This window comes from Winogradskyella ludwigii (genome assembly GCF_013403985.1).
In the GTDB taxonomy this organism is placed as follows: Bacteria; Bacteroidota; Bacteroidia; order Flavobacteriales; family Flavobacteriaceae; genus Winogradskyella; species Winogradskyella ludwigii.
In genome coordinates, this window is the sequence record NZ_JABFDF010000002.1 from 172,332 (window position 1) to 199,249 (window position 26,918).

General features: G+C 34.0%; 22 protein-coding genes. 14 read left to right on the top strand and 8 right to left on the bottom strand.

From position 1 onward, the window contains the following. The first annotated feature begins 25 nt into the window (after positions 1–25). On the top strand, positions 26–1,180 hold the full coding sequence (locus HM981_RS06720; protein ID WP_179337841.1) for a TlpA disulfide reductase family protein: 1,155 nt from the start codon (positions 26–28) through the stop codon (positions 1,178–1,180). Between the two features lie 12 nt (positions 1,181–1,192). Here the strand turns inward: HM981_RS06720 and HM981_RS06725 are convergent, their stop codons facing one another. Next, a complete protein-coding gene (locus HM981_RS06725; protein WP_179337842.1) occupies positions 1,193–1,852 on the bottom strand; it encodes a rhomboid family intramembrane serine protease in 660 nt (219 codons plus the stop codon). Between the two features lie 61 nt (positions 1,853–1,913). On the opposite strand from HM981_RS06725, the gene HM981_RS06730 reads away from it, so the two are divergent. Further along, the gene (locus HM981_RS06730; protein WP_179337843.1) at positions 1,914–2,804 is read left to right on the top strand and encodes a lysophospholipid acyltransferase family protein; all 891 of its coding nucleotides are present in this window, start codon (positions 1,914–1,916) and stop codon (positions 2,802–2,804) included. Between the two features lie 68 nt (positions 2,805–2,872). Here the strand turns inward: HM981_RS06730 and HM981_RS06735 are convergent, their stop codons facing one another. After that, the gene (locus HM981_RS06735; protein WP_179337844.1) at positions 2,873–4,375 is read right to left on the bottom strand and encodes an aminotransferase class V-fold PLP-dependent enzyme; all 1,503 of its coding nucleotides are present in this window, start codon (positions 4,373–4,375) and stop codon (positions 2,873–2,875) included. 95 nt (positions 4,376–4,470) lie between these two features. Further along, on the bottom strand, positions 4,471–5,859 hold the full coding sequence (glmM, locus tag HM981_RS06740; RefSeq protein WP_179337845.1) for a phosphoglucosamine mutase: 1,389 nt from the start codon (positions 5,857–5,859) through the stop codon (positions 4,471–4,473). A 228-nt stretch (positions 5,860–6,087) separates the two neighbouring features. On the opposite strand from glmM, the gene HM981_RS06745 reads away from it, so the two are divergent. From HM981_RS06745 to HM981_RS06755, 3 genes are all read left to right on the top strand, one after another. Continuing rightward, positions 6,088–6,690: an acyl carrier protein phosphodiesterase gene (locus tag HM981_RS06745; RefSeq protein WP_179337846.1), complete on the top strand. Its 603-nt coding sequence runs from the start codon at positions 6,088–6,090 to the stop codon at positions 6,688–6,690. Between the two features lie 92 nt (positions 6,691–6,782). Next, positions 6,783–7,514: a hypothetical protein gene (locus HM981_RS06750; protein ID WP_179337847.1), complete on the top strand. Its 732-nt coding sequence runs from the start codon at positions 6,783–6,785 to the stop codon at positions 7,512–7,514. A 301-nt stretch (positions 7,515–7,815) separates the two neighbouring features. Further along, complete coding sequence (locus HM981_RS06755; protein WP_179337848.1) at positions 7,816–8,166, top strand: hypothetical protein; 351 nt, start codon at positions 7,816–7,818, stop codon at positions 8,164–8,166. Positions 8,167–8,341: 175 nt separating this feature from the next. Here HM981_RS06755 and HM981_RS17575 read toward each other — a convergent pair whose 3' ends face one another. The 4 genes from HM981_RS17575 to HM981_RS06775 all read right to left on the bottom strand — a co-directional run bounded on the left by HM981_RS17575 (position 8,342) and on the right by HM981_RS06775 (position 10,714). Continuing rightward, complete coding sequence (locus HM981_RS17575) at positions 8,342–8,668, bottom strand: T9SS type A sorting domain-containing protein (protein ID WP_179338342.1); 327 nt, start codon at positions 8,666–8,668, stop codon at positions 8,342–8,344. 134 nt (positions 8,669–8,802) lie between these two features. After that, positions 8,803–9,564 (bottom strand): NYN domain-containing protein, encoded by a 762-nt coding sequence (locus HM981_RS06765; RefSeq protein WP_179337849.1) that lies wholly within the window; start codon positions 9,562–9,564, stop codon positions 8,803–8,805. A gap of 404 nt (positions 9,565–9,968) precedes the next feature. Then, complete coding sequence (locus tag HM981_RS06770) at positions 9,969–10,115, bottom strand: hypothetical protein (RefSeq protein WP_179337850.1); 147 nt, start codon at positions 10,113–10,115, stop codon at positions 9,969–9,971. 170 nt (positions 10,116–10,285) lie between these two features. Next, entirely contained in the window at positions 10,286–10,714 is a 429-nt protein-coding gene (locus tag HM981_RS06775; protein ID WP_179337851.1) for a DUF2452 domain-containing protein, read from the bottom strand. A 143-nt stretch (positions 10,715–10,857) separates the two neighbouring features. On the opposite strand from HM981_RS06775, the gene HM981_RS06780 reads away from it, so the two are divergent. Next, positions 10,858–11,007, top strand: coding sequence for a hypothetical protein (locus HM981_RS06780; protein WP_246286167.1), 150 nt, complete (start codon positions 10,858–10,860; stop codon positions 11,005–11,007). 186 nt (positions 11,008–11,193) lie between these two features. Here the strand turns inward: HM981_RS06780 and HM981_RS06785 are convergent, their stop codons facing one another. After that, a complete protein-coding gene (locus HM981_RS06785) occupies positions 11,194–11,808 on the bottom strand; it encodes a fumarylacetoacetate hydrolase family protein (RefSeq protein ID WP_179337853.1) in 615 nt (204 codons plus the stop codon). Positions 11,809–12,027: 219 nt separating this feature from the next. On the opposite strand from HM981_RS06785, the gene HM981_RS06790 reads away from it, so the two are divergent. From HM981_RS06790 to HM981_RS06825, 8 genes are all read left to right on the top strand, one after another. Next, positions 12,028–12,915: a phospholipase A gene (locus HM981_RS06790; RefSeq protein ID WP_218846327.1), complete on the top strand. Its 888-nt coding sequence runs from the start codon at positions 12,028–12,030 to the stop codon at positions 12,913–12,915. Positions 12,916–13,013: 98 nt separating this feature from the next. Next, positions 13,014–15,893 carry an AsmA family protein gene (locus HM981_RS06795; protein ID WP_179337854.1) on the top strand — a complete coding sequence of 960 codons (2,880 nt, stop codon included), beginning with the start codon at positions 13,014–13,016 and terminating at the stop codon, positions 15,891–15,893. A gap of 126 nt (positions 15,894–16,019) precedes the next feature. Beyond that, a complete protein-coding gene (gene uvrA, locus HM981_RS06800; RefSeq protein ID WP_179337855.1) occupies positions 16,020–18,848 on the top strand; it encodes an excinuclease ABC subunit UvrA in 2,829 nt (942 codons plus the stop codon). 124 nt (positions 18,849–18,972) lie between these two features. Beyond that, positions 18,973–19,140 carry a lmo0937 family membrane protein gene (locus HM981_RS06805; protein ID WP_179337856.1) on the top strand — a complete coding sequence of 56 codons (168 nt, stop codon included), beginning with the start codon at positions 18,973–18,975 and terminating at the stop codon, positions 19,138–19,140. Positions 19,141–19,312: 172 nt separating this feature from the next. Continuing rightward, positions 19,313–19,999, top strand: coding sequence for an LOG family protein (locus tag HM981_RS06810; protein ID WP_179337857.1), 687 nt, complete (start codon positions 19,313–19,315; stop codon positions 19,997–19,999). 266 nt (positions 20,000–20,265) lie between these two features. Continuing rightward, entirely contained in the window at positions 20,266–21,459 is a 1,194-nt protein-coding gene (locus HM981_RS06815; protein ID WP_179337858.1) for a hypothetical protein, read from the top strand. Further along, positions 21,456–24,296 carry a gluzincin family metallopeptidase gene (locus HM981_RS06820; protein ID WP_179337859.1) on the top strand — a complete coding sequence of 947 codons (2,841 nt, stop codon included), beginning with the start codon at positions 21,456–21,458 and terminating at the stop codon, positions 24,294–24,296. Before HM981_RS06815 ends, HM981_RS06820 begins: the two co-directional genes overlap by 4 nt. A 153-nt stretch (positions 24,297–24,449) precedes the next feature. Next, on the top strand, positions 24,450–26,861 hold the full coding sequence (locus HM981_RS06825; protein ID WP_179337860.1) for an alpha-ketoacid dehydrogenase subunit alpha/beta: 2,412 nt from the start codon (positions 24,450–24,452) through the stop codon (positions 26,859–26,861). Positions 26,862–26,918: the final 57 nt, after the last annotated feature.

Sequence of the window (26,918 nt, forward strand, 5' to 3'; positions counted from 1 at the left end):
AAAATAATAGATACTTAACATTACTATGAAAAACTTAATCATCTTCTCTGTCATTGGCCTTTTACTTTTGGGATGTAAGGAAGAACCAAAAAGAACGGATTACATTATTAATGTGAATGCAAAAAACGTCTATAATGGGGTTAGAAGTTATTTAAAGTTGAAGAATGAAAAAGGAATAGAAAGAGTCATTGATACAGCCATTGTTTTAAATGAGAAGTTCACTTTTACAGGTAAAATAGAAACTCCAACGCTGTCTATAATTACAATAAATGGTGTTATGGGAAACCTCAACCTTATGCTTGAGAATAGTGTTATTGATATCGATATTAATAAATCTGACATGTTAAAATCTAACATTTCAGGCTCTGCTTCACAAAAAGCTTATAAAAGCTATCAAGAAGGAATTTTAGCAGCTATGGACGAAACGAAAGATTTAAGACGCCAATTAAGATACAGAAGTCTTGAAAATAATAAATCTAAAAGCGACTCCATCACAACACTTTTTAAAGCTTCTGAAAAAAGATTAAAAGAATTCCCTATTGGTTTTATAAATGCCAATAGAGACAGCTATTACAGCTTATCTGTAATTGAACAAGAAATGCATAAGAACAAAAGTAATTTAGAACCGTATTTTGATGCTTTTAAAAATCTTAACACTGAAATAAAAGCATCTCCTAAAGGCTTCAAAATAAAAAATGATTTAGATAATTTAATAGCCATAAGTAAAAAAAATACGCAATTAAAAATTGGTAAAGTAGCACCAAGTTTCGAAGGGATTACTCATACAAACAATAAGGTTAGTCTTAATGATATTAAAGGCAAAGTAACTATTATAGATTTTTGGGCTGCTTGGTGTGCTCCTTGCCGAAGAGAAAACCCAAATGTTGTTAAAGTCTACAACCAATATCACGATCAAGGTTTAGAAATAATTAGCGTATCCTTAGATGGATCTCGTACTCAAAAAAACCCAAAACAAGCTTGGATAGATGCCATTGAAAAGGACAACTTAACTTGGACACATGTATCAAGCTTACAGTATTTTAACGATCCTATTGCACAACTTTACAATATCACCTCTATACCTGCAACTTACATCCTTGACAAGGACGGGATAATTGTTGCCAAAAACCTAAGAGGAAAAGCTTTAGAACTAAAAATAAAAGAATTAATACAAAACTAAACTAGAACTATTCTATTTCAACTTACCTGTTTTATATAACACAAAGAGTATAATAATTGGTATTGCTAACAAACCAACATAGCCTAGGTTGGTTGTAAATAGGCTTGGCATTAATATTAAAGTCACCACGTAACCGCCTATAGCTCCTCCAAAGTGTGCATCATGACCTATATTACCAATTCTATTTTTCATACCGTAAATAGAATACAGTAAATAGCCAATTCCAAATACATAACCAGGAATTGGAATGGGTATAAAATACATATATAGACTCATATCTGGTCGTAGAAGTATGGCTGCGTACAAAATCCCTGTTACGGCTCCACTAGCTCCAATGGCACTATACCAATTTTCATCTTTATGAAAATATAGAGATAGTAAATTCCCAAAAATTAAACTAGTGAAATAAATCACGATAAAATTAAATGAGCCGAGCTTATATATTACAGCGTCTGCAAAAAAGTAAAGCGTAAACATGTTGAATAACAAATGTGTAATATCTGCATGTAAAAAACCAGAACTTAACATTCTAATTTGCTCACCTCGTTTTATACTACCAACGTTAAACTTATATTTTTCGAAAAAACCACGATCATCAAATCCTTTAAAGGATATAATAACATTAATTGCCATAACCACGATGGTAACAATACTAATACCTAAATTGTCCATAAACTCTAATCCTATAAATCAAATATAATATATATTTGTACTTCAACCCTAACATAGTTTAATGCAACTTATTGCTTATATCTTAGTTTACCCTATTCTTTGGATTATATCTATCTTACCATTTAGATTGCTTTATGCTTTTTCTGATGTGATTTACATTTTTATGTATAAGATTTTTGGTTACAGAACATCTGTAGTAAAAGAAAACCTAAGGTTAGTATTCCCTGAAAAAACTGAAAAAGAGATTTCTGAAATTACAGGAAAATTTTATCATCATTTTTGTGATATGATGGTTGAAGCCATAAAATCCTTGACTATTACTGAAGCGCAAATGAACAAACGCTTTAAGTTTACGAACGTAGAACTCCTTAATGATTTAGAACAAAAACAAAAAAGTATTACTCTAATGTGTGGGCATTATGGGAGTTGGGAATGGATTTTTATTTTACAAAGACATGTAAAACTTAAAGGCTATGCCGTTTATAAACGTTTAGCAAATAAACATTTTGATAAATTAGTAAAACGAATTAGAGCTAAATACAATTCGCATTTAATAACTACAAAAGAAACATTTAAAGTACTTTTAGAGAGCAAGAAAAAAGGAGAACTTACCATAAACGGATTTGTATCAGATCAATCACCAAAAGCACATAAAGCATTCCATTGGAATGAATTTATGGGCATCAAAGTTCCGATGTATGTTGGTGCTGAAATTTTAGCTAAAAAATTAGATATGGCAGTGGTGTTTTTTAGTGTAAAACGAATTAAACGTGGCTATTACGAAACTACATTTACAACCATTACCGAAAACCCAAAAGATTTTAAAAATTACGAAATCACAGATATCTTTTTCAAATTACTTGAAGAACAAATTTTAGAAGCACCTCAATATTATCTTTGGACACATAAACGTTGGAAGCATAGAGACAAGGTTCCTGCTGAGTTTCTTTAATCAATTTATTTTTTTGCAAAAAGGAATCTTAACGTAAATGAAAGCGGATTAATTTACGCAATGATAAACTACATATCAAACCAAGCATCTACATTAATAGCATTACAAGGTTTACTTATTAAAGATTTGTGTACAAATTCATTATTACACTTAGAGTATTCATAATCTTTTGACCAATCATTATGGTTTTTGGCTAAGTCAATTATACCATCACAAACAAATTTAATTTCAGCATTTGTCGTTGTTGGATGTATAGACATACGTATCCAACCTGGTTTACGTACCAAATCTCCTATAGAAATCTCATTGGTTAATTCGTGAGACATTTTTTGATCTACATGCAACAAGAAATGTCCGTAAGTGCCTGCGCAACTGCAACCTCCTCTAGTTTGTATTCCAAATTTATCATTCAATAATTTTACAGCCAAATTAAAATGTAAATCGTCTATATAAAACGAAATTACACCTAGTCTATCTTTATGCTGACTAGCTAAAATATTGATATTAGAAATATCGCCTAACTTTTCAAATATAACGTGAACCAATTCATGTTCGCGCTTCAACATATTTGCAACTCCCATTTGTTCTTTTAAACGAATTGAAAGTGCTGTTTTTATAACTTGCAGAAAACCTGGCGTTCCACCATCTTCCCTATCTTCAATATTATCGATATACTTATGTTCTCCCCAAGGATTCGTCCAACTAACAGTTCCTCCTCCAGGACAATCTGGCACCATGTTTTTATATAATTTCTTGTTGAAAACCAAAACACCAGAAGTTCCTGGTCCTCCTAAAAATTTATGTGGTGAAAAGAAAATAGCATCTAACTGTTCTTCACTATCATTTGGATGCATATTAATAGCTACATAAGGAGCAGAACATGCAAAATCTACGAAGCAAACTCCTCCATGCTGATGCATTAATTTAGCCACATCATGATGTGGAATCTGAATTCCTGTAACATTAGAACCTCCAACCACAGATGCTATTTTAATCGTGCAATCTTTGTATTGATGTAATAATGCTTCTAAGTTTTTTAGACAAAATAAACCCTCTTCATTAGGAGGCACCACTTCAACCTTTGCTATCGTTTCTAACCATGTTGTTTGATTAGAATGATGTTCCATGTGCGAAATAAAAACCACTGGTCGCATTTCATCAGGAATATTTGTATAGTCTTTGATATTCTCGGGAATCTTTACTCCTAAAATACGTTGAAACTTATTAACAACACCAGTCATTCCGTTACCGGAACAAATTAAGATATCGTCGTCATTAGCATTTACATGATCTTTAATAATATGTTTGGCCTTGTGATAAGCTTTGGTCATTGCTGTACCTGAAACAGTAGTTTCTGTATGCGTATTGGCTACAAAAGGGCCAAATTCATTCATTAATTTTTCCTCTATTGGTCTATATAAACGCCCCGAAGCTGTCCAATCGGTGTAAATAATTCTCTGTTCACCATAAGGTGACACAAAGGTTTGATCCTGACCAATAATATGCTGTCTGAATTGCTTGAAATAAGCTTCTAAGTCGGTATGTTCAGTTGTACTAGTTTCAGAAATCATAGGTAAATATTATTTAATATATACATCTGTTAAATGTCATATACTGTTCTATTGAGCGCAGCCAAAAAAAATTAAAGCAATCACGATTAAAGCTACTAAATATTAGCAATAGCTTTAATCTCTCCAATAATTCTATCAGCTAAATTATCTGCTGCTTCTTGTGAGGGTGCTTCAGTATAAATTCTAATAATTGGCTCTGTATTACTCTTACGCAAATGTACCCAACTATCTGCAAAATCAATTTTCACACCATCTATTGTTGTTAATTTTTCATGACTATAATTAGCTTCCATTGTAGATAAAATACCGTCAACATCTAAACCTGGTGTTAATTGAATCTTTTTCTTACTCATAAAATAACTTGGGTAAGACGCTCTTAATTCACTTACTTTCATTTGCTTTTCAGCTAATAAACTTAAAAATAAAGCCACACCAACTAAGGCATCACGTCCATAATGAGACTCTGGGTAGATAATTCCACCATTTCCTTCACCTCCAATCACAACGTTGTTTTTCTTCATTAAAGTCACCACATTCACTTCACCTACAGCACTTGCCTCGTAAGTTCCTCCATGCTTTTCTGTAACATCGCGTAACGCTCTTGTAGAACTCATATTACTTACGGTGTTTCCTGGAGTTTTACTTAACACGTAATCTGTACAAGCCACTAATGTGTATTCTTCTCCAAACATTTCACCTGTTTCATCCATAAAAGCCAAACGATCTACATCTGGATCTACTACGATTCCGAAATCTGCATGTGCTTTTACAACAGCGTCTGCTAAATCGCCTAAATGCTCTTTAAGCGGTTCTGGATTATGTGGAAAATGACCTGTTGGGTCACAGTATAATTTTACAGCTTCTACACCTAAGCGTTCTAATAATAATGGAATAGCAATACCTCCTGTAGAATTCACACCATCTACAACCACTTTAAAATTAGCGTCTTTTATAGCTTTTACATTGACTAATTCTAAGTCTAAAACCTCATCAATATGAATATCAATATAGGCATCGTTAATTGTTATTTTTCCTAAGTCGTCTACCTCAGCAAAATTCATGCTGTTAGTTTCCGCTATTTCCAATATTTTCTGACCTTCTTCACCATTTAAAAATTCACCTTTCGCATTTAAAAGCTTTAAGGCGTTCCATTGTTTTGGATTATGACTCGCTGTTAAAATAATACCACCATCAGCATGTTCTAAAGGCACAGCAATTTCTACGGTTGGTGTTGTAGACAAACCTAAATCAATCACATGAATTCCAAGACCAACTAAAGTATTCATCACTAAATTCTGAATCATTTCTCCAGATATCCTTGCATCACGCCCAACAACCACAATATAATTATCCTTGTCTCTCTGTTGTTTTAACCATGTCCCATAAGCTGCTGCAAATTTAACCGCATCTATAGGTGTTAAGTTGTCGTCTACTGATCCACCAATAGTTCCTCTGATTCCTGAAATTGATTTTATTAATGTCATGTGTTTTTCTATTTTGAGCAAATATAATATCTTAATCTTACTTAGAACTTTAACTCATCTTGACTTTTGCCTTTTTACCGAAAAAAATCTACTTTAACTTACAATCGTTTGTTTTAACTCAATAAAAATCAGAATTAAAACAAATACACAATTTTGTTTCATTCAAAAACATTGAAGTAATATTTAAAATATTAAGTTGAGTTGATTATGAATTTGTAAATTGGACTCATGAATTTCTTAGCCCATATTTACCTTTCTAGTGATAACGAACTTTTAACCATTGGCAATTTTGCAGGTGATGGTGTTAGAGGAAAAGATTATACGCGGTTCCCTAAAGCTATGCAAGCTGGGATTCAATTACACAGAGAGATTGACACGTTTACAGATGCGCATCCTATTGTAAGACGAAGCACCAAACGTTTACACAAAAATTACAGCCATTACAGTGGAGTCATTGTAGATATTTTCTACGATCATTTTTTAGCTAAAAACTGGCAAGATTATTCTGAGGTTCCTTTTGCCAATTATATAGATGATTTTTATGAGAGCCTAAACAGACATATTGATATTCTACCAGAACGTTTCCAAAAATTCACTCCAATTATGATTGAAGGGAATTGGTTATTAAGTTATGCTACTATAGATGGTATACAACTCGTATTAAATGGTATGAATAAAAGAACAAAAGGACGTTCTAAAATGAATGAAGCCACAAAAGAACTTCAAGACTATTATGAAGCATTTGAAGAAGATTTCACATTATTCTTTAAAGAATTAATAGCCTTTAGCACTGAAATGCGTATAAAAATAGAAAAACAATATCAGCTTTGAAGTTTCACATGTATTTTTGCATATTAATACTATATACATTGCGCGTCAACTTATAATTTAAACGCTTCACTCATCACCTTACAAACCTTGTTATGGCAAAACCATCCAAACTAAAAAAGATATTAAAAATAATAGGAGGTATCATCATTTTCTTTACGCTACCAACGCTCCTGCTCTTTGGCTTTATGTATTTAAAATACAATGAAGATCTACCAACAGGACAGCAAGGAAACGCAGCTAATCAATTAGCTACTAAAATGCTCAAAGCACTCAATGAAGAAGCTTATTTAAACACTGATTATTTAGAGTGGACTTTTAAAGGCAGACATCATTACAAATGGTATAAATCGGATAATAATTGTGAAGTTAGTTGGGATCAAATTACAGTGATTTTGGACTTAAAGAACCGTGACAATTCTAAAGTATTTGTAGCCAAACAAGACTACAATGGTATTGAAAAAAACGACTATATTATTAAAGCAGAAGGTTATTTTAATAATGATTCCTTTTGGTTAGTAGCTCCTTATAAAGTATTTGATGCTGGTGTAGAACGCAGAATAGTCACTACAAAAAATAATAAAGATGCCCTTTTAGTAACCTACACTTCAGGTGGATCTACACCAGGCGATTCTTATTTATGGCATCTAGATGCTGAAGGGAAACCGAAAAGTTTCCAAATGTGGGTCGATATTTTACCTATTAAAGGTTTAGAAGCCACTTGGGAAAACTGGCTAATTACTGAAAGTGGTGCACAGCTACCCACTTTTCATAAGTTTTTGTTTTTAGGTATTGAGATGGATGCTGTTACTGGTCTAAAATTATAACATAAGTACTACTTTATACTGATAATCATCAATATAGGCATCTTTGCGTTTATACATCTGAATTACTCCTTAAATAGACGTATTTTATAAATGCAATTACAGCTCTATAGACGCTTCCTTTTACACTTATTATGCTCCACCAACCCACTCTATTCTTACCTTTAAAACTAGGGTTAAAATACGATGTATTGCTTTCATAAATTCATGTCTTTCAAAATTGTTAAGAATTACCAAAAGTGCTTAATCAGGACTGGAAATCTTGTTATTTTTGATAAAATCAACAATTTAAACGTAATTAATTATGAAAAAACTATTTTTTACTCTTTTATGCTTTAGTCTATTTTTAACAGCTTTTGCCAGTAACGACCCAAAAGTTGGTGATGTTTTAAGCGTTAAAACCCCTTCTACAGAAAGCTTTAAACACATTGATTTTCCTAGAGTAAATATTTTAATAAAAAGAGGCGTCGTGACAGGCTACAAGTCTGTTTACAATAACGCTGTGATTATAGACCAAGTAACTACAAAAAACAATGGATCTACGTCTGTAACTTTAAAGAAAAAAGACGGTTCTAAATTCTTTGGGTTCTTAAATGCAGTTGAAGCCAATTATGAAAAAGCCATCGATGCAGGAGAACTTGCAGTGCTAAAATAAGTTAAGATTGACTTTACTTGTAAACCTAAAAAAACCTTAGTCTATAACTTATAGACTAAGGTTTTTTCTTAATTTGTACTGGTCTTGTTCTTTCTATAGATTAATGAAAAACAGATCGTAGCATTAAAATCAACGCTTTAGTTTTAGGCTTACTATACAACTCTACTCCACTTCTTTATTCTTTTACAACTCTAAAACTATGTTGTCCTTCTTCTGAAGCTAATTTTACGATATAGATTCCTGAAGTCAATTTAGATAGGTCTAGTTGTAGTTGAGATACTTCTGTATTTCTACATAATACTTCTTGTCCAATACCATTGTAAACTGTTACACCTGTTAAATTAGATCTGTAATTGATGTTTAAAACATCTGTTGTTGGATTAGGATATATAGCTAAAGCATTACGATCAAAATCACTTACACTTAGTGTCTCTAAATTTAAAGTAAAATCTAAAGCCTGACCATAACTTGGCTCAACACCTTTACCAAAAAAATTAAATATAACACCCTAATATAATTGCATCATCTAAAACACATGCTGTTGCATTTTATTTGATGTCAATGTATGCGAAACACTGCTACAATTACTTTATTGAATCGTTAAGTATTTATTTTGAACGGATTACTTTGTACTAATTACTTCTTTTTGCGCTTTGGTTGTTCTTCCTTCAGCTTTACATAAATGAGTTTTGAGCGTCCTCTAGAATCTTCCCGACGTTCTATTTCGAAAGAAGGAATGGCGTTAATTAAAGGGGTTAGTTTTTGAAAGCCATAGTTTCGTGAATCGAAATTGGGTTGTTTTTTCTGCAATAGGCTTCCTACATCTCCTAAAAATGCCCAGCCGTCATCATCTGCCACATCATTAATTGTGGCTGCTATGAAGTTAATTTCCTTTTGTGTAATGGTATCGTAATCACTTTTGGGTGATGTTGGTGCTGTGTTTGATTCTGATGGACGGTCTTCACTTTGGTTTTTAAGGATCTCGATATAGATAAATTTATCGCAAGCTACAATAAAGGGGTTTGGTGTTTTCTTTTCACCTATACCATAAACGGCCATTCCCGCTTCGCGCAAACGTGTTGCTAATCTTGTGAAATCGCTATCGCTAGAGACCAGACAAAAGCCATTGACTTTCTCTGAATATAGGATATCCATAGCATCAATAATCATTGCGGAATCTGTAGCGTTCTTTCCAACTGTATAGGCGTATTGCTGAATTGGTGTTATGGCATTCTCTAGGAGTAAATTTTTCCACTTGTTAAGATGTGGCTTGGTCCAGTCTCCATAAATACGTTTAATGGTTGGATTGCCATATTTAGCAATTTCTTCCATCATTTCCTTTACGTATGCTGATGGTATGTTGTCTCCATCTATAAGTACGGCTAGTTTTAAATCCATGTGTTTTAATCGTATGTGTTAATGATACCTAAAGGTACTTACTTTAACGCAAAAAACCACTCCTTAGGGAATGGTTTTATTACGCGTTATTTCAGTTATTATGTTCGACTTGCTTTTTTAGCCAATTTTGCTGCTTTTTTTTCTTTCGGTGTTAATGCCGCTTCTTTTTTCACGTTCTTCTGTGAGTCTTTCGATTTTGCCATGACTTAGTAGTTTAAAGATTAATTACTCTAAATATAAGCAATGGTTTTATGCTATGGTGTTTTCTTGGAGTTTATTTTTGTTATTATTGTCAATTTAAGACATTAGACAAGCATAACACCTTAAAGAAAAAAAACAACACCATTATACTATATTAATAATTAGTCCCTTGGGAATACTACTTTGTATAACATTACTTTATTCTATATAAACAAAAACATATCATCATCATTCGACTCAGTATTTGTATCTAACGTTTGATCATTATAAAATTCATCGTTAAAGTTTTCTTCTTGTTGCTCTAATTGGTTCTTTTGTAGTCGGTTTTTAAATTCTTGTAGTAGTTTCATAGCGTATTGTATTTCTTATTATTAAATATACGACTGAAATACTAATTTTAGATGTTTCAAAATAGCATAAAACACATAAAACCATAGATTTAGCATTACCTTAACATTTAGTTTGTATTATGGTAAAATTGTGATTTTTTATTGAGGACACAAAAAACTAAAACACCACATTAAGATGACTGAACTCCTGTTTCATTATTCACCTTTTTCCATATTAATTCGCTATTCAACAAAAAGCTTCCGATATGATCGAAGTTACAATCTGACGGAGCGATGATGGATAAGAAAGGCTCCTGTTTTTTATCGCGATACAGGTGGTAGGTTTCTCCAATGAGCGGCTCGAAGGTGTAGCGTGCGTTATAAACTAAGGTATTGTATTCTAGCTCTGCCATCATTTTATCGTACTCCGCTTTAAGCTCTAAATATCTGGCTTTAATTTGTTTGTTGGCTTTATTGATGTTTCTGGTTTTCCAAGATGAATTGTCTGTGACCTTTATAGCTGGTGCACCTACATTGGTAGCGTAAGGTTTTAGTGCCGCATCATAACGTTGGGTCTCTTCATTAAATACAATCTGATCTGGTTTCTTGGCTTTAGACATCTCTTAACAGGCTTTTTACAAAGATAAAACTCCTGAAAGGCACTTTAAGAGAAATAATACCTAATTTTTTATTAAATTTATGAATATTATTTAATTAACCTCAAATGAATTTTGCAAAAAAAATAGGTCCCTTAAACTTTTTTATGTTAGCACTCTGTGCTTTGATTATTGTGGTTGCCGAATATTTGTTTTTAAGAGGAGATGAGCTTCATGCTATCTTTATAGGACTATGGGCACCAACACTACTAGGATTAGTCATATTTATAAAACAGATTTTGAATGGAGGCAAATGAAATCATTTTATCATTCTCGATCTTTGTCTCGGTATGCATTATTGTATGGGCCGTGCTCACTATTCGCGCTTACAACAAGATTGATAGTAATGAATAAGTTCTAAATTGAACCGTCATTGCGTCTCTTTTGTTTCTATTTGAAATAGAAGAAACAGATTGCAATGACGACTTAATGAACACTTTGGTTTACACCAATTTAAAATCTAAAAGTAGCTCACCTTCAATAGAAGCTTGTAAATGATCGCCTTTTACATTAGTTCCTTTACCGATAGCCGGAGTCCCTGTAAAAATAAGATCGCCCTCTTCTAACGTCATAAACGAGGATACATAAGCAATAATTTCTGCAAAAGTGTAGATCATTAAACTGGTATGGCCTACTTGTTTTTGTTCTCCGTTGATTTTTAAATCGAAATTAATAGCGCTTAAATCCTTAAATTCGGATACTGGCTTAAAACTAGAGATTGGTGACGCACCATCGAATCCTTTAGCCAAAGCCCAAGGTCCTTTCTTTTCTCTGCTTGCTGCTAAAACATCTGCCGCCGTGTAATCTATACCTACTCCGATTTCGGAAATGTACGCGTTAGCATCCTCTAAGGCGATATCTTTACCCTGTTTTCCTATTTTGGCTACGAGCTCTACTTCGTACACTAACTGATTGGTTATTTTAGGAAATACAATGTCCTTATTACCTGTTACCAACGTTGATTCTGGTTTTGTAAATATGGTCTGATTCCCTGTGTTTGCTGCGCTAATTTCTGAAGCGTGCTCCACGTAATTTTTACCTATACCTATTATTTTCATGGTTGTATTTTAATTTAAAGTAAAGGTATGGAAAGCAGATAAGTCTTCATATTTCATGGTGATTATTTTTTAGGCTATGCTGTGGTGTTTTCATTATAAGCTTACCTTATTCACCTTAAAAACAACTAACTACTAGTGCTTTTCTTAAAAAAGAAACGCATACCTGCATTAATTAGAATTTAAAAAATAGATTTGCAGGGTTCCCTTAAATACTCTTTTATGATTAAACCGCTGTCTCTTGTCCTTTTGGTTATATTGGTTTGTTTTGACGTCCAAGCCCAAGAACTTATACAAACTCCGACAGAACTGACCTCGATAGCCACACTTTGGGATTTGGATAAAGACCAAAAGCAAGGTACTTTTAAAATTACGGCTTACAAACCTATCTATGTTGCAGCAGCCCGATGGTCTGATAGTCCTAACCGATTGCCTTACAGTGAAAATCCAGATTATACCGTAACCGATGCCGTGGATTATAATAGCTTAGAAGCCAAATTTCAACTTAGTTTTAAGACCAAATTGGCCGAATCTTTATTATTTGGTAAAGGAGATTTATGGGTAGGCTATACACAAATTGCTCATTGGCAAGTTTACAATACGGATATCTCTCGTGCTTTTAGAGAATTAAATTATGAACCCGAACTTATATTTACCTATCCCTTAAACTTAACATTTGCAGGCTTTACGATTAAAATGGCCAGTGTAAGCTTGAACCACCAGTCTAATGGTAGAGATTTACCACGGTCGCGAAGTTGGAATCGTGTTATTTTTAATATGGCTATGGAACGTAACAACCTGATGATCTCTATTACTCCTTGGATTCGGCTGCCCGATGATGATGACGAAAACCCATTGATTACGAGCTATATTGGTAATGGCAGTATTACGGCGACTTACAAGCTAAAACAGCATACGTTCTATGCTATTGCTACAAATTCTTTTTCGTTTAATGATAATCATGGCAGTCTTCAGTTTAACTACCTCTACCCTATTAATGACAACTTAAACCTACATGCCCAGTTGTTTACGGGTTATGGAGAAACTCTGATTGATTACAACCATTATCAAAATACCGCGGGTTTAGGAGTCTCGTTTTCTCATTGGTAGTTGTTATACTTTAACAGAACAGGCGTTATAATTAACTTTTGCGCCACATGACACGTTGAAAATAATATTATTTTTGGCGGTTAATAACTCGTGTTTACATGGCTCAAACAATTCATCATAAATTTCGTAAGGTTTTAAAATGGGGATTTGGTATTCTCACATTACTCCTTTTAAGCTTACTCGCTGTTCCATCAATTTTTAATGATGTTATTTCTAATGAAATCAAAAAAGGCATTAATGCCAATTTAGACAGCGAATTACAATTTAAGGATTCTGAAATATCATTCTTTAATCATTTCCCCTCACTCACGTTTTCTTTTAAAGATGTGAATTTAACCAGTGCTATCCCTTTTGAAACCGATTCTTTACTTACAGCCAAAGAACTTGGGTTTGGCGTTAATGTCTTTAAACTTATTTTTTCTGATGACGTTGTTATTAACGGTACGTTTTTAACCGATGGCCATATTACCCTTATTAAAGATCAATTTGGCAGAACCAATTATGACGTCTATAAGACTACCGACTCCGTTGTTACTGCAAAAGACACGACAGCTTCTCGTTTTAATATTGACCTTAGACGCGTTAAAATAAAAAACACCACTGTACTTTATAGAGATGATGCACTAGGTGTTTCTGTAGTTACCAAAGGACTCGATTATAATGGCCGTGGTGGACTAGACGATGGTAAATTAGCCCTTGGTTCTAATCTGGATATTACTAGTGTCGCTATTGATTTTGATGGTATTAAATACCTTAATGGAAAAAAGCTGAAGGTTAAATCCTTTACCATTTATGATACCGAAAACTTATCTATTGAACTCGATGAAAACACCATAGCCCTTAATGACCTTAAGATTAACTTTCATGGAGCATTGTCTCTTTTTGAAGATGGCTTGGCTTACGACTTGTTATTTAATACTGAAAACGGCACTCTTGAAAAGGTGGTTAGTGCTTTGCCTCCAAAATATACAACATGGTCGCAATCGGTAACACTGAAAGGAGATGTCGATGCTTCATTACATATAACAGGATATTCAGGTACAGTTCCTGACTCCTCTAAACTAGAACGAACAGACATTAAGGTCGCGATTACTGATGGTACTATTCGCCATAACGATGCCCAAGACGCTATAGAACATTTGAATGTTGCGTTTCAAGGTGATTTTAATTCTGAAGCCCTACACCTTAACCTGGATCGTTTAGATTTCGAGCTAAATAATGAAATTACTAAAGGCTCTATGATAGCTGAAGGTACAGCCGATTCGCTTTATATCAAGTCCCATTTAAAATCTAATCTCAACCTTGACATACTGAATCAAACCCTACAACTCCCCGACCTTGCGTTTCAAGGAGTATTAGCCACAGACCTTACCATAGATGGAGTTTATGCCCCTTTGACCTCTAAACTTCCTAAAACCAAAGGGCTTTTTACATTATCTCATGGCGCTTTGCAAACCTCAGGACATGCAGAACCTATTAAAGACATAGCGTTAGATGCTATTATTATAAACGAAGGTGGCACCTATGCTGAGTCGATTTTAACCATTAATGCCCTCAACTTTAGTTTTCTAGGTAATCTGTTTACGAGCGAAGCTTTTTTTAAGAATTTTGACGAACCAGAATATCATATTAAAGGCCAAGGCGCTATAGATTTCACCTCCCTTAACCAAGTGATTGCATTGCCTTTTTTAATTTCGAATGGGCAATTAAACGCTGATTTAAACTTAAACGGACAGCTTAATCATCCGCAAGCTGTAACCCGTAATAGTGGCACACTAGATCTTAAAAATATAGAACTTAAAACTAGCCTATTACCTTATCCTGTTGTTGTAAAAGAAGGGCGGTTTTTATTCTTAAATGACCAAATGGCCTTTTCTAACCTGAGTGTACAACACCAATCTTCTGCTGTTGTTATGGACGGTTACTTTACCAATTATATCGATTACGCTTTACATTCTAAAGGAGTATTGCGAGGAGATCTTGAACTAAAATCTCCTAAAATTGACATTACCGAATTTTTCCCAACACAAGACGTTTTAACCTCTCCATCTGATAGTCTAAGTGTTCCCCATACTGTTGAAAACGTTGTAAGTGGTGTGATGCAAGTTCCAAAAGACTTAGATTTAGCCCTTCAAATTAAAATAGACACGCTACAATATAATAGCTTAACTATTACAGCACTTAATGGTCATTTAGGACTAAAAGATCAAGGACTTTTCTTAAAAGATAGTCAGTTAGAAATGGTCGATGGCACAGCACAACTCGATGGCTTTTACCAACCGACATCAACCAAGGACGCCTTATTTTCTATAGATTTGAAAGCTGATCACCTAAACATAGAAAAAGGTTACAACAGCATGTCTTTGTTTAAAGAATTAGCACCAGCTGCAGCGCAAGCCTCAGGCATCGCCTCTATAGATTACAGCCTTACAGGCACATTAGATGCTAACATGACACCTGCCATGCCAAGTTTAAAAGGCCAAGGCACTTTAAAAGTCCATAACGTTAAGTTTGATGGCTATAAACTTTTAGGGAAAGTCTCTGAGAAATCAGGATTTGAGGCCTTAAATAATCCTAAGATATCTGAAATTACTATAAAGTCTACCGTGAACAATAACGTCTTAGAAATCGAACGCTTTAAGTTTAAAGTCAGCCCATTTAGATTAAGAGCCGAAGGGCAAACCACCTTCGATGGAGACCTAAGTCTTAAAATGCGTATTGGCTTACCTCCTTTAGGCCTTATTGGTATTCCTGTTGTTATTGAAGGCAATAGTGACGATTTTGATGTAAAACTTGGCAAGAAACCGAAAGATCTTGCTACTGAAGATACTTCAGAAGACAGCTATTCTCAAGATGAACTTAATCGCTTAAGTACACAAAAAGATTCCATTAGAAGCACCACATCAAAGCAGGCAATAAACAAGCTACAAGATGACATTAAACAGGTTACAGCAGATTCATTACAAACAAAACACTAACGCTGTATCCTATTTAAGTATGTTGATGATTTCATTGTATTTGTGATACCTATGCTTCACTTTGGATGACTGTAAAATTTGTACCTTTGCAACTTCTAAAAAACAATCGAAGGATTTATACCACATATGAGCCAATTTAACGATTCTATTGAAGTACAAGGAGCACGCGTTCACAACCTTAAAAACATTGACGTTTCCATTCCAAGAGATAAGCTCGTGGTGATTACTGGGCTGTCTGGAAGTGGAAAATCATCTTTAGCTTTTGATACGATTTATGCCGAAGGCCAACGCCGTTATATTGAAACGTTTTCAGCTTATGCACGTCAGTTTTTGGGCAGTTTAGAACGTCCTGATGTAGATAAAATTGATGGCTTATCTCCTGTAATTGCCATAGAGCAAAAAACAACGAGTAAATCGCCACGTTCTACGGTTGGTACTATTACTGAGATTTATGATTTCCTGCGTTTATTATATGCTAGAGCTGCTGATGCTTACAGTTTTAATACTGGAGAGCAGATGATTAGCTATAACGATGCTCAGATTAAAGACCTTATTTTAGCCTCTTACAAAGGCAAACGCATTAATATTTTATCTCCTGTTATTCGCTCTCGTAAAGGGCATTATCGTGAGTTGTTTGAACAAATTGCCAAACAAGGTTTCGTTAAAGTCCGCACTGATGGCGACATTGTAGATATTGAAAAGGGCATGAAACTGGACCGTTACAAAACCCACGATATTGAAATTGTTATTGATCGCTTAAAAATTGATGATACCGAAAACGATGAGAAACGCTTAATGGAATCTATTGACACAGCCATGTATCATGGAGAAGATGTGTTAATGGTTATTGAGCATGACACTAATGAACCGCGTTATTTTAGTCGGAATTTAATGTGTCCATCCTCTGGCATTTCTTATCCGAATCCTGAGCCTAATAATTTTTCTTTCAACTCACCAAAAGGAGCTTGTCAAAATTGTAATGGTATTGGAGAATTGTATGTGGTTAATGATACTAAATTAGTTCCGGATGCGACTCTATCTATAAAAAATGGAGCCTTAGCACCTCATGGTCCACAAAAGAAAAGTTGGATTTTTAAGCAGTTTGAAACTATAGCGCAACGATTTGAGTTTTCATTAAATGATGCTTGGTCCACGATTCCTGAAGAGGCCAAACACATCATTTTACATGGTGGCAAAGATAAATTTACTGTAGAAAGTAAACTCTTAGGAGTAACTAGAGATTATAAAATTGATTTTGAAGGTGTTGCTAATTTTATTGAAAGTCAATACCACTCTAACTCGACCTCTTTAGTCCGTTGGGCCAAAGAGTATATGGACAAGGTGGCTTGTCCTGTTTGTGAAGGTTCGCGATTACGCAAAGAATCTCTTTATTTTAAAGTAGATGGTAAAAGTATAGCTGACTTAGTTAACATGGATGTTGTAGAATTAGGAGCTTGGTTAGAAGGTTTATTGGACCGTTTATCAACTAAGCAGCAGCAAATTTCTGCAGAAATCATTAAGGAAATACGAAGTCGTGTTCAATTCCTATTAGATGTAGGCTTAACTTATCTCAGCTTGAACCGAAGTTCTAAATCGCTTTCTGGAGGAGAAGCTCAGCGTATACGATTGGCGACTCAAATTGGTTCGCAATTAGTTGGTGTTCTTTATATTTTAGATGAGCCCAGTATTGGTTTGCACCAGCGCGATAATGAGAAACTGATTAACTCCTTAATTTCATTAAGAGACGTTGGTAATTCTGTAATTGTTGTAGAACATGATAAGGATATGATAGAACGTGCCGATCATGTTATTGATATCGGTCCTTTTGCAGGTAAGTATGGAGGCGAAATTATTAGTGAAGGTACTCCTCAAGAATTGCTAAAGCAAAACACCTTAACCGCTGCCTATCTTAATGGAGAACGCGAAATTGAAATCCCAAAAGAACGACGAAAAGGTAATGGTAAAAAACTAGTACTAAAAGGTTGTACTGGGAACAATTTAAAGAATGTAGATGTAGAGTTTCCTTTAGGTAAAATGATTGGTGTTACTGGAGTTTCCGGAAGTGGTAAATCGACCTTAATTAACGAAACCCTATATCCTATTCTTAATGCCTTTTATTTTAATGGAGTCAAAAAACCAATGCCTTATAAAAGTATTAAAGGTTTAGAGAATTTAGATAAGGTGATTGATATTAACCAATCGCCAATTGGACGAACACCACGAAGTAATCCTGCCACTTACACCAAGACTTTTGATGAAATACGCAGTCTGTTTTCTAAAATCCCTGAAGCTATGATTCGTGGTTATAAACCAGGACGTTTTAGTTTTAACGTTAAAGGAGGGCGCTGTGAAACCTGCCAAGGAGGAGGATTACGTGTGATTGAAATGAATTTTCTTCCTGATGTTTATGTAGAATGTGAAACCTGCCAAGGCAAACGTTTTAATCGAGAAACTTTAGAGATTCGTTATAAAGGAAAATCTATTAGTGATGTGCTAAATATGACGATTGAAGAAGCCGTGAGTTTCTTTGAAAACATTCCTAAAATTCATAGGAAACTAAAAACCATCAAAGATGTTGGTTTAGGTTATATTACCTTAGGTCAGCAAAGTACAACGCTATCTGGAGGAGAAGCCCAACGTATAAAATTAGCTTCAGAATTAAGTAAACGCGATACAGGAAATACCTTTTATATTTTAGATGAACCTACCACAGGTTTACATTTTGAAGATATTAGAGTCCTTATGAAAGTGCTTAATAAATTGGCCGATAAAGGCAATACGGTTTTAATCATAGAACACAATCTTGATGTGATTAAAACGGTAGATTACATTATTGATATTGGTTACGAAGGAGGAAAAGGAGGAGGTCAGTTAGTTGCTAAAGGCACACCAGAGCATTTGGTAAAAGACAAGAAGAGTTACACTGCCAAATTTTTAAAGAAAGAATTGTCATAATACCTCGTTTAGGGCCAACACTAACCGATTTACATTTATTATTAGCTCATATAATCATGATTTGTTCATGCGTTGTTTTTATTGTTTAATTTCGATTAACACTAACAATTAAACCCAACACATTATGAAAAGTATTCTTTGGCTCGTCGCTGTAATAGCAATAATCGTATGGTTATTAGGATTATTAGGAATCGTTGATGGACTAGGTTCTAGTAGCTTAATTCACCTCTTATTGGTAATCGCAGTAATTATTATATTATACAATATTATATCAGGTAGAAAACCCTTGTAATAAAAACAAACAAAAATTCTAAGCGTGTAGATTAATTTCTACACGCTTTTTTTTATTAATAAAACGGCTATTTCAATCAATTTAACTTAACTTTGGAAGTCTTATTTTTTAAGACAAAGCCATATTTATGTATGGCTTTTATAGTGTTTATAACTAAAATATATTTAATCATATGCAAAAAGAAAGCAGTAGCAAAGGCTGGAACGAAATAAAAACGAATGACTCTTGGGCGATTTTTAAGATTGTTGGAGAATTTGTAAACGGTTATGAAAAACTAAGTAAAATAGGGCCTTGTGTTTCTATTTTTGGATCGGCACGCACAAAGCCAGATCATAAATATTATAAATTAACTGAAGAAGTAGCCTCTAAAATTGTAGATCAAGGTTATGGTGTTATCACAGGTGGTGGACCAGGTATCATGGAAGCTGGGAATAAAGGTGCCCATATTGCTGGAGGAACTTCTGTTGGTTTAAACATTGAGTTGCCATTTGAGCAACACGATAATCCTTATATAGATTCTGATAAAAGCTTAGATTTTGATTACTTCTTTGTAAGAAAGGTGATGTTTGTAAAATACTCTCAAGGTTTTGTAGTCATGCCTGGTGGTTTTGGTACCCTTGATGAATTGTTTGAAGCGATTACTTTAATTCAGACTCACAAAATAGAATCGTTTCCTATTATTTTAGTTGGAACAGAATTTTGGGGAGGTCTTATGGATTGGGTAAAAACAACACTTTTAGATGCTGGTAATATTAGCGAAAAAGATTTAGACCTTATTCACCTTGTAGATTCAGGAGATGAAGTTATAGAGATCCTTAACGACTTCTATAAAGAATACGATCTTAGTCCTAATTTCTAACATTGAATTTAAACTTTTTAAATGCAGCAAAACACTACTGTTTTTTGCTGCATTTAAATTCTACTCAAGCTGGATAGCTCCAACTACGGCACAAGAGTCAGTTAAAAATTAATGAATTGATCATTTACAGCCCATTGCAAACATTTATCACCTCTCTAATGCATCTTAGTTTTTCATTCTTTACTCTGAAAAAAAAATTCTTAGTTTTTATACTCCTTTTCCTTTTCACTTTTTCTAATGTCTCTGCTCAAGAAAACATTAAAGTGATGTTTTATAATTTACTGAATTATCCATTAGAGGATGCCGTACCTAATCGTATTAATGATTTGTCGTATATCCTAGGTGATTATCAACCTGATCTATTCTTAGTTTGTGAACTTAATAATAGTACAGGAGCGAATACTATTTTAGACACTACCAAAGCTGTTATTAATTCTAATTTTGAAATGGCAACCTTTGTAACCAATACTTCGGACGATGCCTTTGGAGATCAAAATGATTTACAAAACCTCATCTATTTCGATAGCACAAAATTTAGTTTAGAAGAACAAATTATTGTTCCCTCTCAATTTAGAGATTTTAATGTTTATCGTTTGCTATTAAATACTGTAGATAAAGTTACAAACCCTATAGAACTCTATGTTGTTGTTTGTCATTTAAAAGCTTCTAGCGGGACTTACAATGCACAAAAACGTTATGAGATGGTCTTAGATTTAGAAACCTATCTAGACACTTTGCCTGCAGACGTTAATGTGTTATTAGGAGGAGATTTAAACCTATATCGATCTAGTGAAGATGCGTTTCAAGAACTTATTAGTACCAATAATCACATTACGTTTACAGACCCTGCAAACCGCATAGGTAGTTGGAATAACAATCTTGATTATATAGACGTCTTTACTCAATCTACACGTACCGAAACCGGATTAGGAGGTGCTAATGGTGGTTTTGATGATCGCTTTGATTTTTTACTAACCTCAGAAAACCTGTTAAGTACCGCGAATATTACTTATATCCCTGATTCTTATAAAGCTTTTGGGAATAATGGATTAGCATCTTGTTGGAATAAATCTATTAATGCGTCGGAATGTGGAACCACAAGCTCTGAATTTTCGTATACATTAAGAAATGCATTGCACAATTTTAGTGATCACCTTCCCGTTACACTATCTTTAGAGATTGCCTCTGACTTTTTAAGTGTCGATGACTTTAAAGTTTCATCTGGTATACATCTCGAAGAGACGGTTGTAACTAGTACGCTGGTATTAAATATTGACAACGCCTTATTGTTTAATCAGCCTATTGTTATTTATAATAATTTGGGGCAAAAAATAAAAACATTTCAAATGACTTCTGATACCAAGCAATACTTTAATGTTTCCGATTTACCTACTGGAATGTTCTATTTATCTGTACCAACACATTACTCTAACCCGATTAAATTCATTATTTCAAATTGAATAAAACTTCACTTATAGCGTTTATAATATGTGTTATCAGTTTCAGTCTTGCAGCTCAAAACGCGATGGATATTAATGCCACTGTTCAGGTAGAGACCAAAACAATTACTATCGCTCAAACTATTGTTTATCAAAATGAAAGTGATCACGTTTTAGACACTATTTACCTTAATGATTGGAACCATAGCTATTCTACAAAAACAACTCCATTAGCCAAACGTTTTGAAGAAGAGTTTAGCACAAAATTCCATTTAGCAAAAAATGAGCAACGTGGCTATACCGTCATAACCTCTATTAAAAATGAGAATCAAATTGCTTTAGATTACAACCGCTTAAAAGACCATCCTGATGTTATACAAGTGGTATTAGAAAATCCATTACAACCTGGAGACGCTTACACTACTCAACTCGAGTATACATTATTAATACCAGATGCGACTTTTACAGATTATGGAGTAACTAAGGCCAATGATTTTGACTTAAAATATTGGTATATAACTCCTGCTGTATACAACGGTTCATGGCAGTATTATAGCAATAAAAATTTGGATGATTTATTTGTTCCAAAATCAGACGTTACGTTACACATTACCTATCCTCGAAATTACAAAGTGACTTCGGAGCTCGATTTTAATGCAACTTCTGTAGACACGGAGCAGCACATGCAAACGACTGTACTCAGAGGAAAAGATCGTGTTAATACATATCTATCGCTTCATAAATTCCCTAGTTATAACTTTATACAAACTGACGATTTTATTTTAATTTCTGATCTCAATGAAAAAGGTTTACCAGAACCTGCTAAAGCTATTTTAACCGATAAAATTACCCGATTCTTAACCCAACATCTGGGAGCGTATCCGCATAAACAATTGTTGGTCTCTTCGATAGACTACAATAAGAATCCCTTGTATGGCCTTAACCAATTACCTTCCTTTTTTAGACCTTTTCCAAGTGATTTTCAATATGAATTGAAACTTGTTAAAACCGCATTAAAAAAGTATATTGATAATACACTACTACTTAATCCAAGAAAAGAGCATTGGTTAAGTGAAGGGCTTCAGATCTACTATTTAATTACATATGTAGAGGAAAATTATCCTGAAATGAAACTCTTAGGTACCTTGGCAGATGTTTGGGGTATACGCGCTTTTCATGCTGCAGATTTAGACTTTAATTTTCAGTACTTTCTCTACTCCATGGAAATTGCTAGAAAGAATCGAGATCAGCCATTAACCACTTCTAAAGATTCCTTAACCAAATTCAATACCAATATTGCCGGAAAGTATAAAGCTGGAGTTGGCTTAAACTACCTGGACCAATTTACTGACGATATTAATTTATCAAATATTATCACGGAGTTTTTAGAACAACATAAACTTAAAACGGTCTCTACAAAAGATTTTGAAACGTTTGTAAGCTCTAAAACATCCAAAGATGTTCAATGGTTTTTCACCGATTATATTGGCTCTAGAAAGAAAATAGACTTTAAGATTACAGACATAGAAACCTTAGACGATTCCTTAAAACTTACGATAAAAAATAAGAGAGACAACACCATGCCTATCTCGCTTTTTAAGATGAAGAATGATTCGGTTATTGGAAAATTATGGGTAGAAAACATACAAGGCACCAAAACCATAACCTTCCCAAAGGATAGTACAGATAAGTTTGTTCTTGATTATGACAATGTGATCCCAGAATACAATCAACGTGATAATTACAAAGCTGTAAACGGTAGTTTTTTAAACAACAAACCTTTACAATTTCGATTATTTAAAGATATTGAAGATCCTAATTACAATCAAATCTTCTTTATGCCTTTGGTTGAGTTTAATAATATCTATGATGGCTTAACCTTAGGTACCAAGGTTTACAATAAAACCATATTGAGAAAACGATTAAATTATCGTTTCTCACCACAATATGCTACAAAATCGAGAGCACTTACAGGTTCTACTTCTATATTTTACACCCATAATATTGAAAATAAAAACCTTTATGATATTACCTATGGTATTGCTGCAGGATATCAATCGTTTGCTAGTGATGCCTTCTTTACAAGGATAAGACCTTCTGTGTCATTTAGCTTTAGAGACGATTCTAATTTTAGATCTAACCAAACCGATCAAATTACAGCGCGGTATGTTAGTATTTCTAGAGAGCTTGGAGACGATGCTATCGTAGAATTGGATGAGCCAGATTACGGAGTCTTTAACTTAAGGTATACCCATTACAATCCTGGAATTATCAATTATTCTAAATTAAATACAGACATTCAAATTGCAGATAAGTTTAGCAAAATCTCATTAAACTATGAGTTTAGAAAATTAACTCAAGGCAACCGAAATATCAACTTTAGATTTTTTGCTGGTTTTTTCTTAGATAACAATTCAGATCCATTATCTAACTATTTTAGTTTTGCTCTCGATAGACCAACAGATTACCTATTTGATTATAGTTATTTAGGACGCTCAGAAGACTCAGGTATTTTTAGTCAGCAATTGATCACTGCCGAAGGTGGTTTTAAATCTAAATTAGCAACCCCTTTTGCTAATCAATGGATAACAACAGCTAATTTTAGTACTTCTATCTGGAGATACATACAAGCTTATGGTGATGCTGGTTTGGTGAAAAATAAATTTAATAACGCCAAGTTTGTATACGATTCTGGCATACGTTTAAACCTTGTAGAAGACTATTTTGAAATTTACTTTCCTATATATTCTAATCTTGGTTGGGAAATAGGACAACCCAATTATGACCAAAGCATTCGTTTTATGTTTACTGTAGACCCACAAGTTCTTCTGGGTCTTTTTAGACGTAAATGGTATTAGAGAATTCTTATTGAAAAGTTAATATTTTTAATTTATTTGAAGTATTATCAGATATTAACTATTTTTAGTAAGAATATCACAGCATTATAACTCCTTATGCTGTTGCATAAAATTTTAATTTTTCGTACTTTCGCAAGACACAAACATGCCTATATGAAGACGGATCCTAACACCAAAACAGAGATAACATTTAACGATTTTAAAATTGAGGTTTTAAATGATTACAAAATTGCTGTAACTAGTCGTGAATGTAGTTTACTTGGTCGTCGGGAAGTTTTAACAGGTAAAGCAAAGTTTGGTATTTTTGGTGATGGAAAAGAAATCCCACAAATAGCTTGGGCAAAAGCCTTTAGAGATGGCGATTTTAGATCGGGTTATTATAGAGATCAAACTTTTATGATGGCTATTGGAGAATTAACCATTGAACAATTCTTCGCAGGCTTGTATGCCAATACAGATCTCAAGGATGAACCCATGTCTGCCGGACGACAAATGGGAGGGCATTTTGCAACCCATAGTTTAGATGAAAAAGGCAATTGGAAAAATCTCACCGAACAAAAAAATTCTAGTGCAGACATCTCTCCTACAGCTGGTCAGATGCCAAGACTTTTAGGGCTTGCACAAGCTTCTAAAATATACCGACAAGTTAAAGGTATAGACACAACCAATTTTTCTAAAGCAGGAAACGAAATTGCTTGGGGAACTATAGGAAACGCAAGTACAAGTGAAGGTTTATTTTTTGAAACCATAAATGCAGCAGGTGTTTTACAAGTCCCAATGGTAATTAGTATTTGGGATGATAATTACGGCATCTCAGTACATGCAAGACATCAAACTACAAAAGAAAATATTTCTGAAATACTAAAAGGATTTCAACGTAACGAAGACGAAAAAGGTTACGAAATTTTTAGAGTAGATGGTTGGAACTATCCGGAATTAATGGATACTTACCAACGTGCTGCTAAAATATCGAGAATGGAGCATGTTCCTGTGATGATACACGTCCAAGAACTAACCCAGCCACAAGGACATTCTACTTCTGGATCTCATGAACGTTATAAAAATCAAGAGCGTTTAGCATGGGAAGCCGAATACGATTGTAATGTGCAAATGCGTAAATGGATTGTTGAGAATAATATTGCAACAGACGACGAATTAATCCTTGTAGAACGAAAAATTAAAAAAGAAGTAAGAGCTGGTAAAAAAGCCGCTTGGTCTGCATTTATAGACCCTATTATTGCAGAAAGTAAAGAAGCTCTTCGTTTATTAGACAACCTTGCGACTTCTAGTCCTAATGGTGCGTTTATTAATAAATTAAAAAATGAATTAGAAGGTTTTGACGAGCCTTTAAGACGAAACATTCTTTCTGCCACTAGAAGATCGCTGCGTTTTGTTGTTGCAGAAACATCTTCTGAAAAAACAATATTACAACAATGGGTCACTAATTATATTAAAACAATTCAACCCAAATACAGTTCGCATCTCTATAGCGAATCGGAACAAAGTGCATTAAACAATACTGAAATTGTTCCCACTTACGACTCTGATGCGGAAGAAGTTGATGGTCGTGTGGTTTTAAGAGAAAACTTTGATGCTATTTTCAACAATTATCCAGAAGCTTTAATTTTTGGTGAAGATGCTGGTTATATTGGTGATGTTAATCAAGGTTTAGAAGGTCTTCAAGAAAAATACGGAGAATTAAGAGTTTCAGATACAGGAATTAGAGAAGCAACTATAATTGGTCAAGGTATTGGAATGGCTATGCGAGGTTTAAAACCTATTGCCGAAATTCAGTATTTAGATTACATAATGTACGCGCTTCAAATCATGAGTGACGATTTGGCAACGGTTCAATACAGAACCAAAGGTCGCCAAAAAGCACCATTAATTATAAGAACACGAGGACACCGACTAGAAGGCATTTGGCATTCTGGATCACAACTTGGAGGAGTCTTAAATTTAATTAGAGGTATCCATGTATTAGTCCCAAGAAACATGACTAAAGCAGCAGGATTTTACAATACCTTATTAGAAAGTGATGAACCTGCCTTAGTGGTAGAATGTTTAAATGGTTACCGCCTGAAAGAAAAATTACCCAACAATATTGGTGAATTTAAAACACCTTTAGGAGTTGTAGAAACTGTTAGAGAAGGTGAAGACATAACACTAGTGTCTTATGGCTCTACGTTACGTATTGTAGAGAAAGCAGCAAAACAATTGGTGCAAGTAGGTATCGATGCAGAAATTATTGATGTGCAGTCGTTATTACCATTCGATTTAAATCATGATATTGTTAAGAGTATTGCTAAGACAAATCGTGTCATGGTTATTGATGAAGATGTTAAAGGTGGAGCTTCAGCTTATATACTAAACGAGATATTAAATACGCAACATGCATTTCAACATTTAGATAGCACACCTATAACTTTAGCCGCAAAACCACATAGACCTGCTTATGGTACTGATGGAGATTATTTTTCAAAACCATCTGAAGAGGATATTTTTGAAGCTATTTATGACGTTATGCATGAATCTAACCCAACAGATTATCCTAAGTTGAGATAATTTTCAATCAAACATATTAAATATTAGTATAACGCTTTCCTTTTTATTGGAAAGCGT

Coding starts and splice junctions, on each gene's coding strand:
- glmM (WP_179337845.1), bottom strand. CDS start 5,859: ATGACATTAATAAAATCAATTTCAGGAATCAGAGGAACTATTGGTGGA.
- HM981_RS06780 (WP_246286167.1), top strand. CDS start 10,858: ATGTTAGCACTCTGTGCTTTGATTATTGTGGTTGCCGAATATTTGTTT.
- HM981_RS06735 (WP_179337844.1), bottom strand. CDS start 4,375: ATGATTTCTGAAACTAGTACAACTGAACATACCGACTTAGAAGCTTAT.
- HM981_RS06825 (WP_179337860.1), top strand. CDS start 24,450: ATGAAGACGGATCCTAACACCAAAACAGAGATAACATTTAACGATTTT.
- HM981_RS06790 (WP_218846327.1), top strand. CDS start 12,028: ATGATTAAACCGCTGTCTCTTGTCCTTTTGGTTATATTGGTTTGTTTT.
- HM981_RS06775 (WP_179337851.1), bottom strand. CDS start 10,714: ATGTCTAAAGCCAAGAAACCAGATCAGATTGTATTTAATGAAGAGACC.
- HM981_RS06785 (WP_179337853.1), bottom strand. CDS start 11,808: ATGAAAATAATAGGTATAGGTAAAAATTACGTGGAGCACGCTTCAGAA.
- HM981_RS06755 (WP_179337848.1), top strand. CDS start 7,816: ATGAAAAAACTATTTTTTACTCTTTTATGCTTTAGTCTATTTTTAACA.
- HM981_RS06805 (WP_179337856.1), top strand. CDS start 18,973: ATGAAAAGTATTCTTTGGCTCGTCGCTGTAATAGCAATAATCGTATGG.
- HM981_RS06765 (WP_179337849.1), bottom strand. CDS start 9,564: ATGGATTTAAAACTAGCCGTACTTATAGATGGAGACAACATACCATCA.
- HM981_RS06725 (WP_179337842.1), bottom strand. CDS start 1,852: ATGGACAATTTAGGTATTAGTATTGTTACCATCGTGGTTATGGCAATT.
- HM981_RS06795 (WP_179337854.1), top strand. CDS start 13,014: ATGGCTCAAACAATTCATCATAAATTTCGTAAGGTTTTAAAATGGGGA.
- HM981_RS06810 (WP_179337857.1), top strand. CDS start 19,313: ATGCAAAAAGAAAGCAGTAGCAAAGGCTGGAACGAAATAAAAACGAAT.
- uvrA (WP_179337855.1), top strand. CDS start 16,020: ATGAGCCAATTTAACGATTCTATTGAAGTACAAGGAGCACGCGTTCAC.
- HM981_RS06815 (WP_179337858.1), top strand. CDS start 20,266: ATGTTTTATAATTTACTGAATTATCCATTAGAGGATGCCGTACCTAAT.
- HM981_RS06770 (WP_179337850.1), bottom strand. CDS start 10,115: ATGAAACTACTACAAGAATTTAAAAACCGACTACAAAAGAACCAATTA.
- HM981_RS06730 (WP_179337843.1), top strand. CDS start 1,914: ATGCAACTTATTGCTTATATCTTAGTTTACCCTATTCTTTGGATTATA.
- HM981_RS06750 (WP_179337847.1), top strand. CDS start 6,783: ATGGCAAAACCATCCAAACTAAAAAAGATATTAAAAATAATAGGAGGT.
- HM981_RS06720 (WP_179337841.1), top strand. CDS start 26: ATGAAAAACTTAATCATCTTCTCTGTCATTGGCCTTTTACTTTTGGGA.
- HM981_RS06745 (WP_179337846.1), top strand. CDS start 6,088: ATGAATTTCTTAGCCCATATTTACCTTTCTAGTGATAACGAACTTTTA.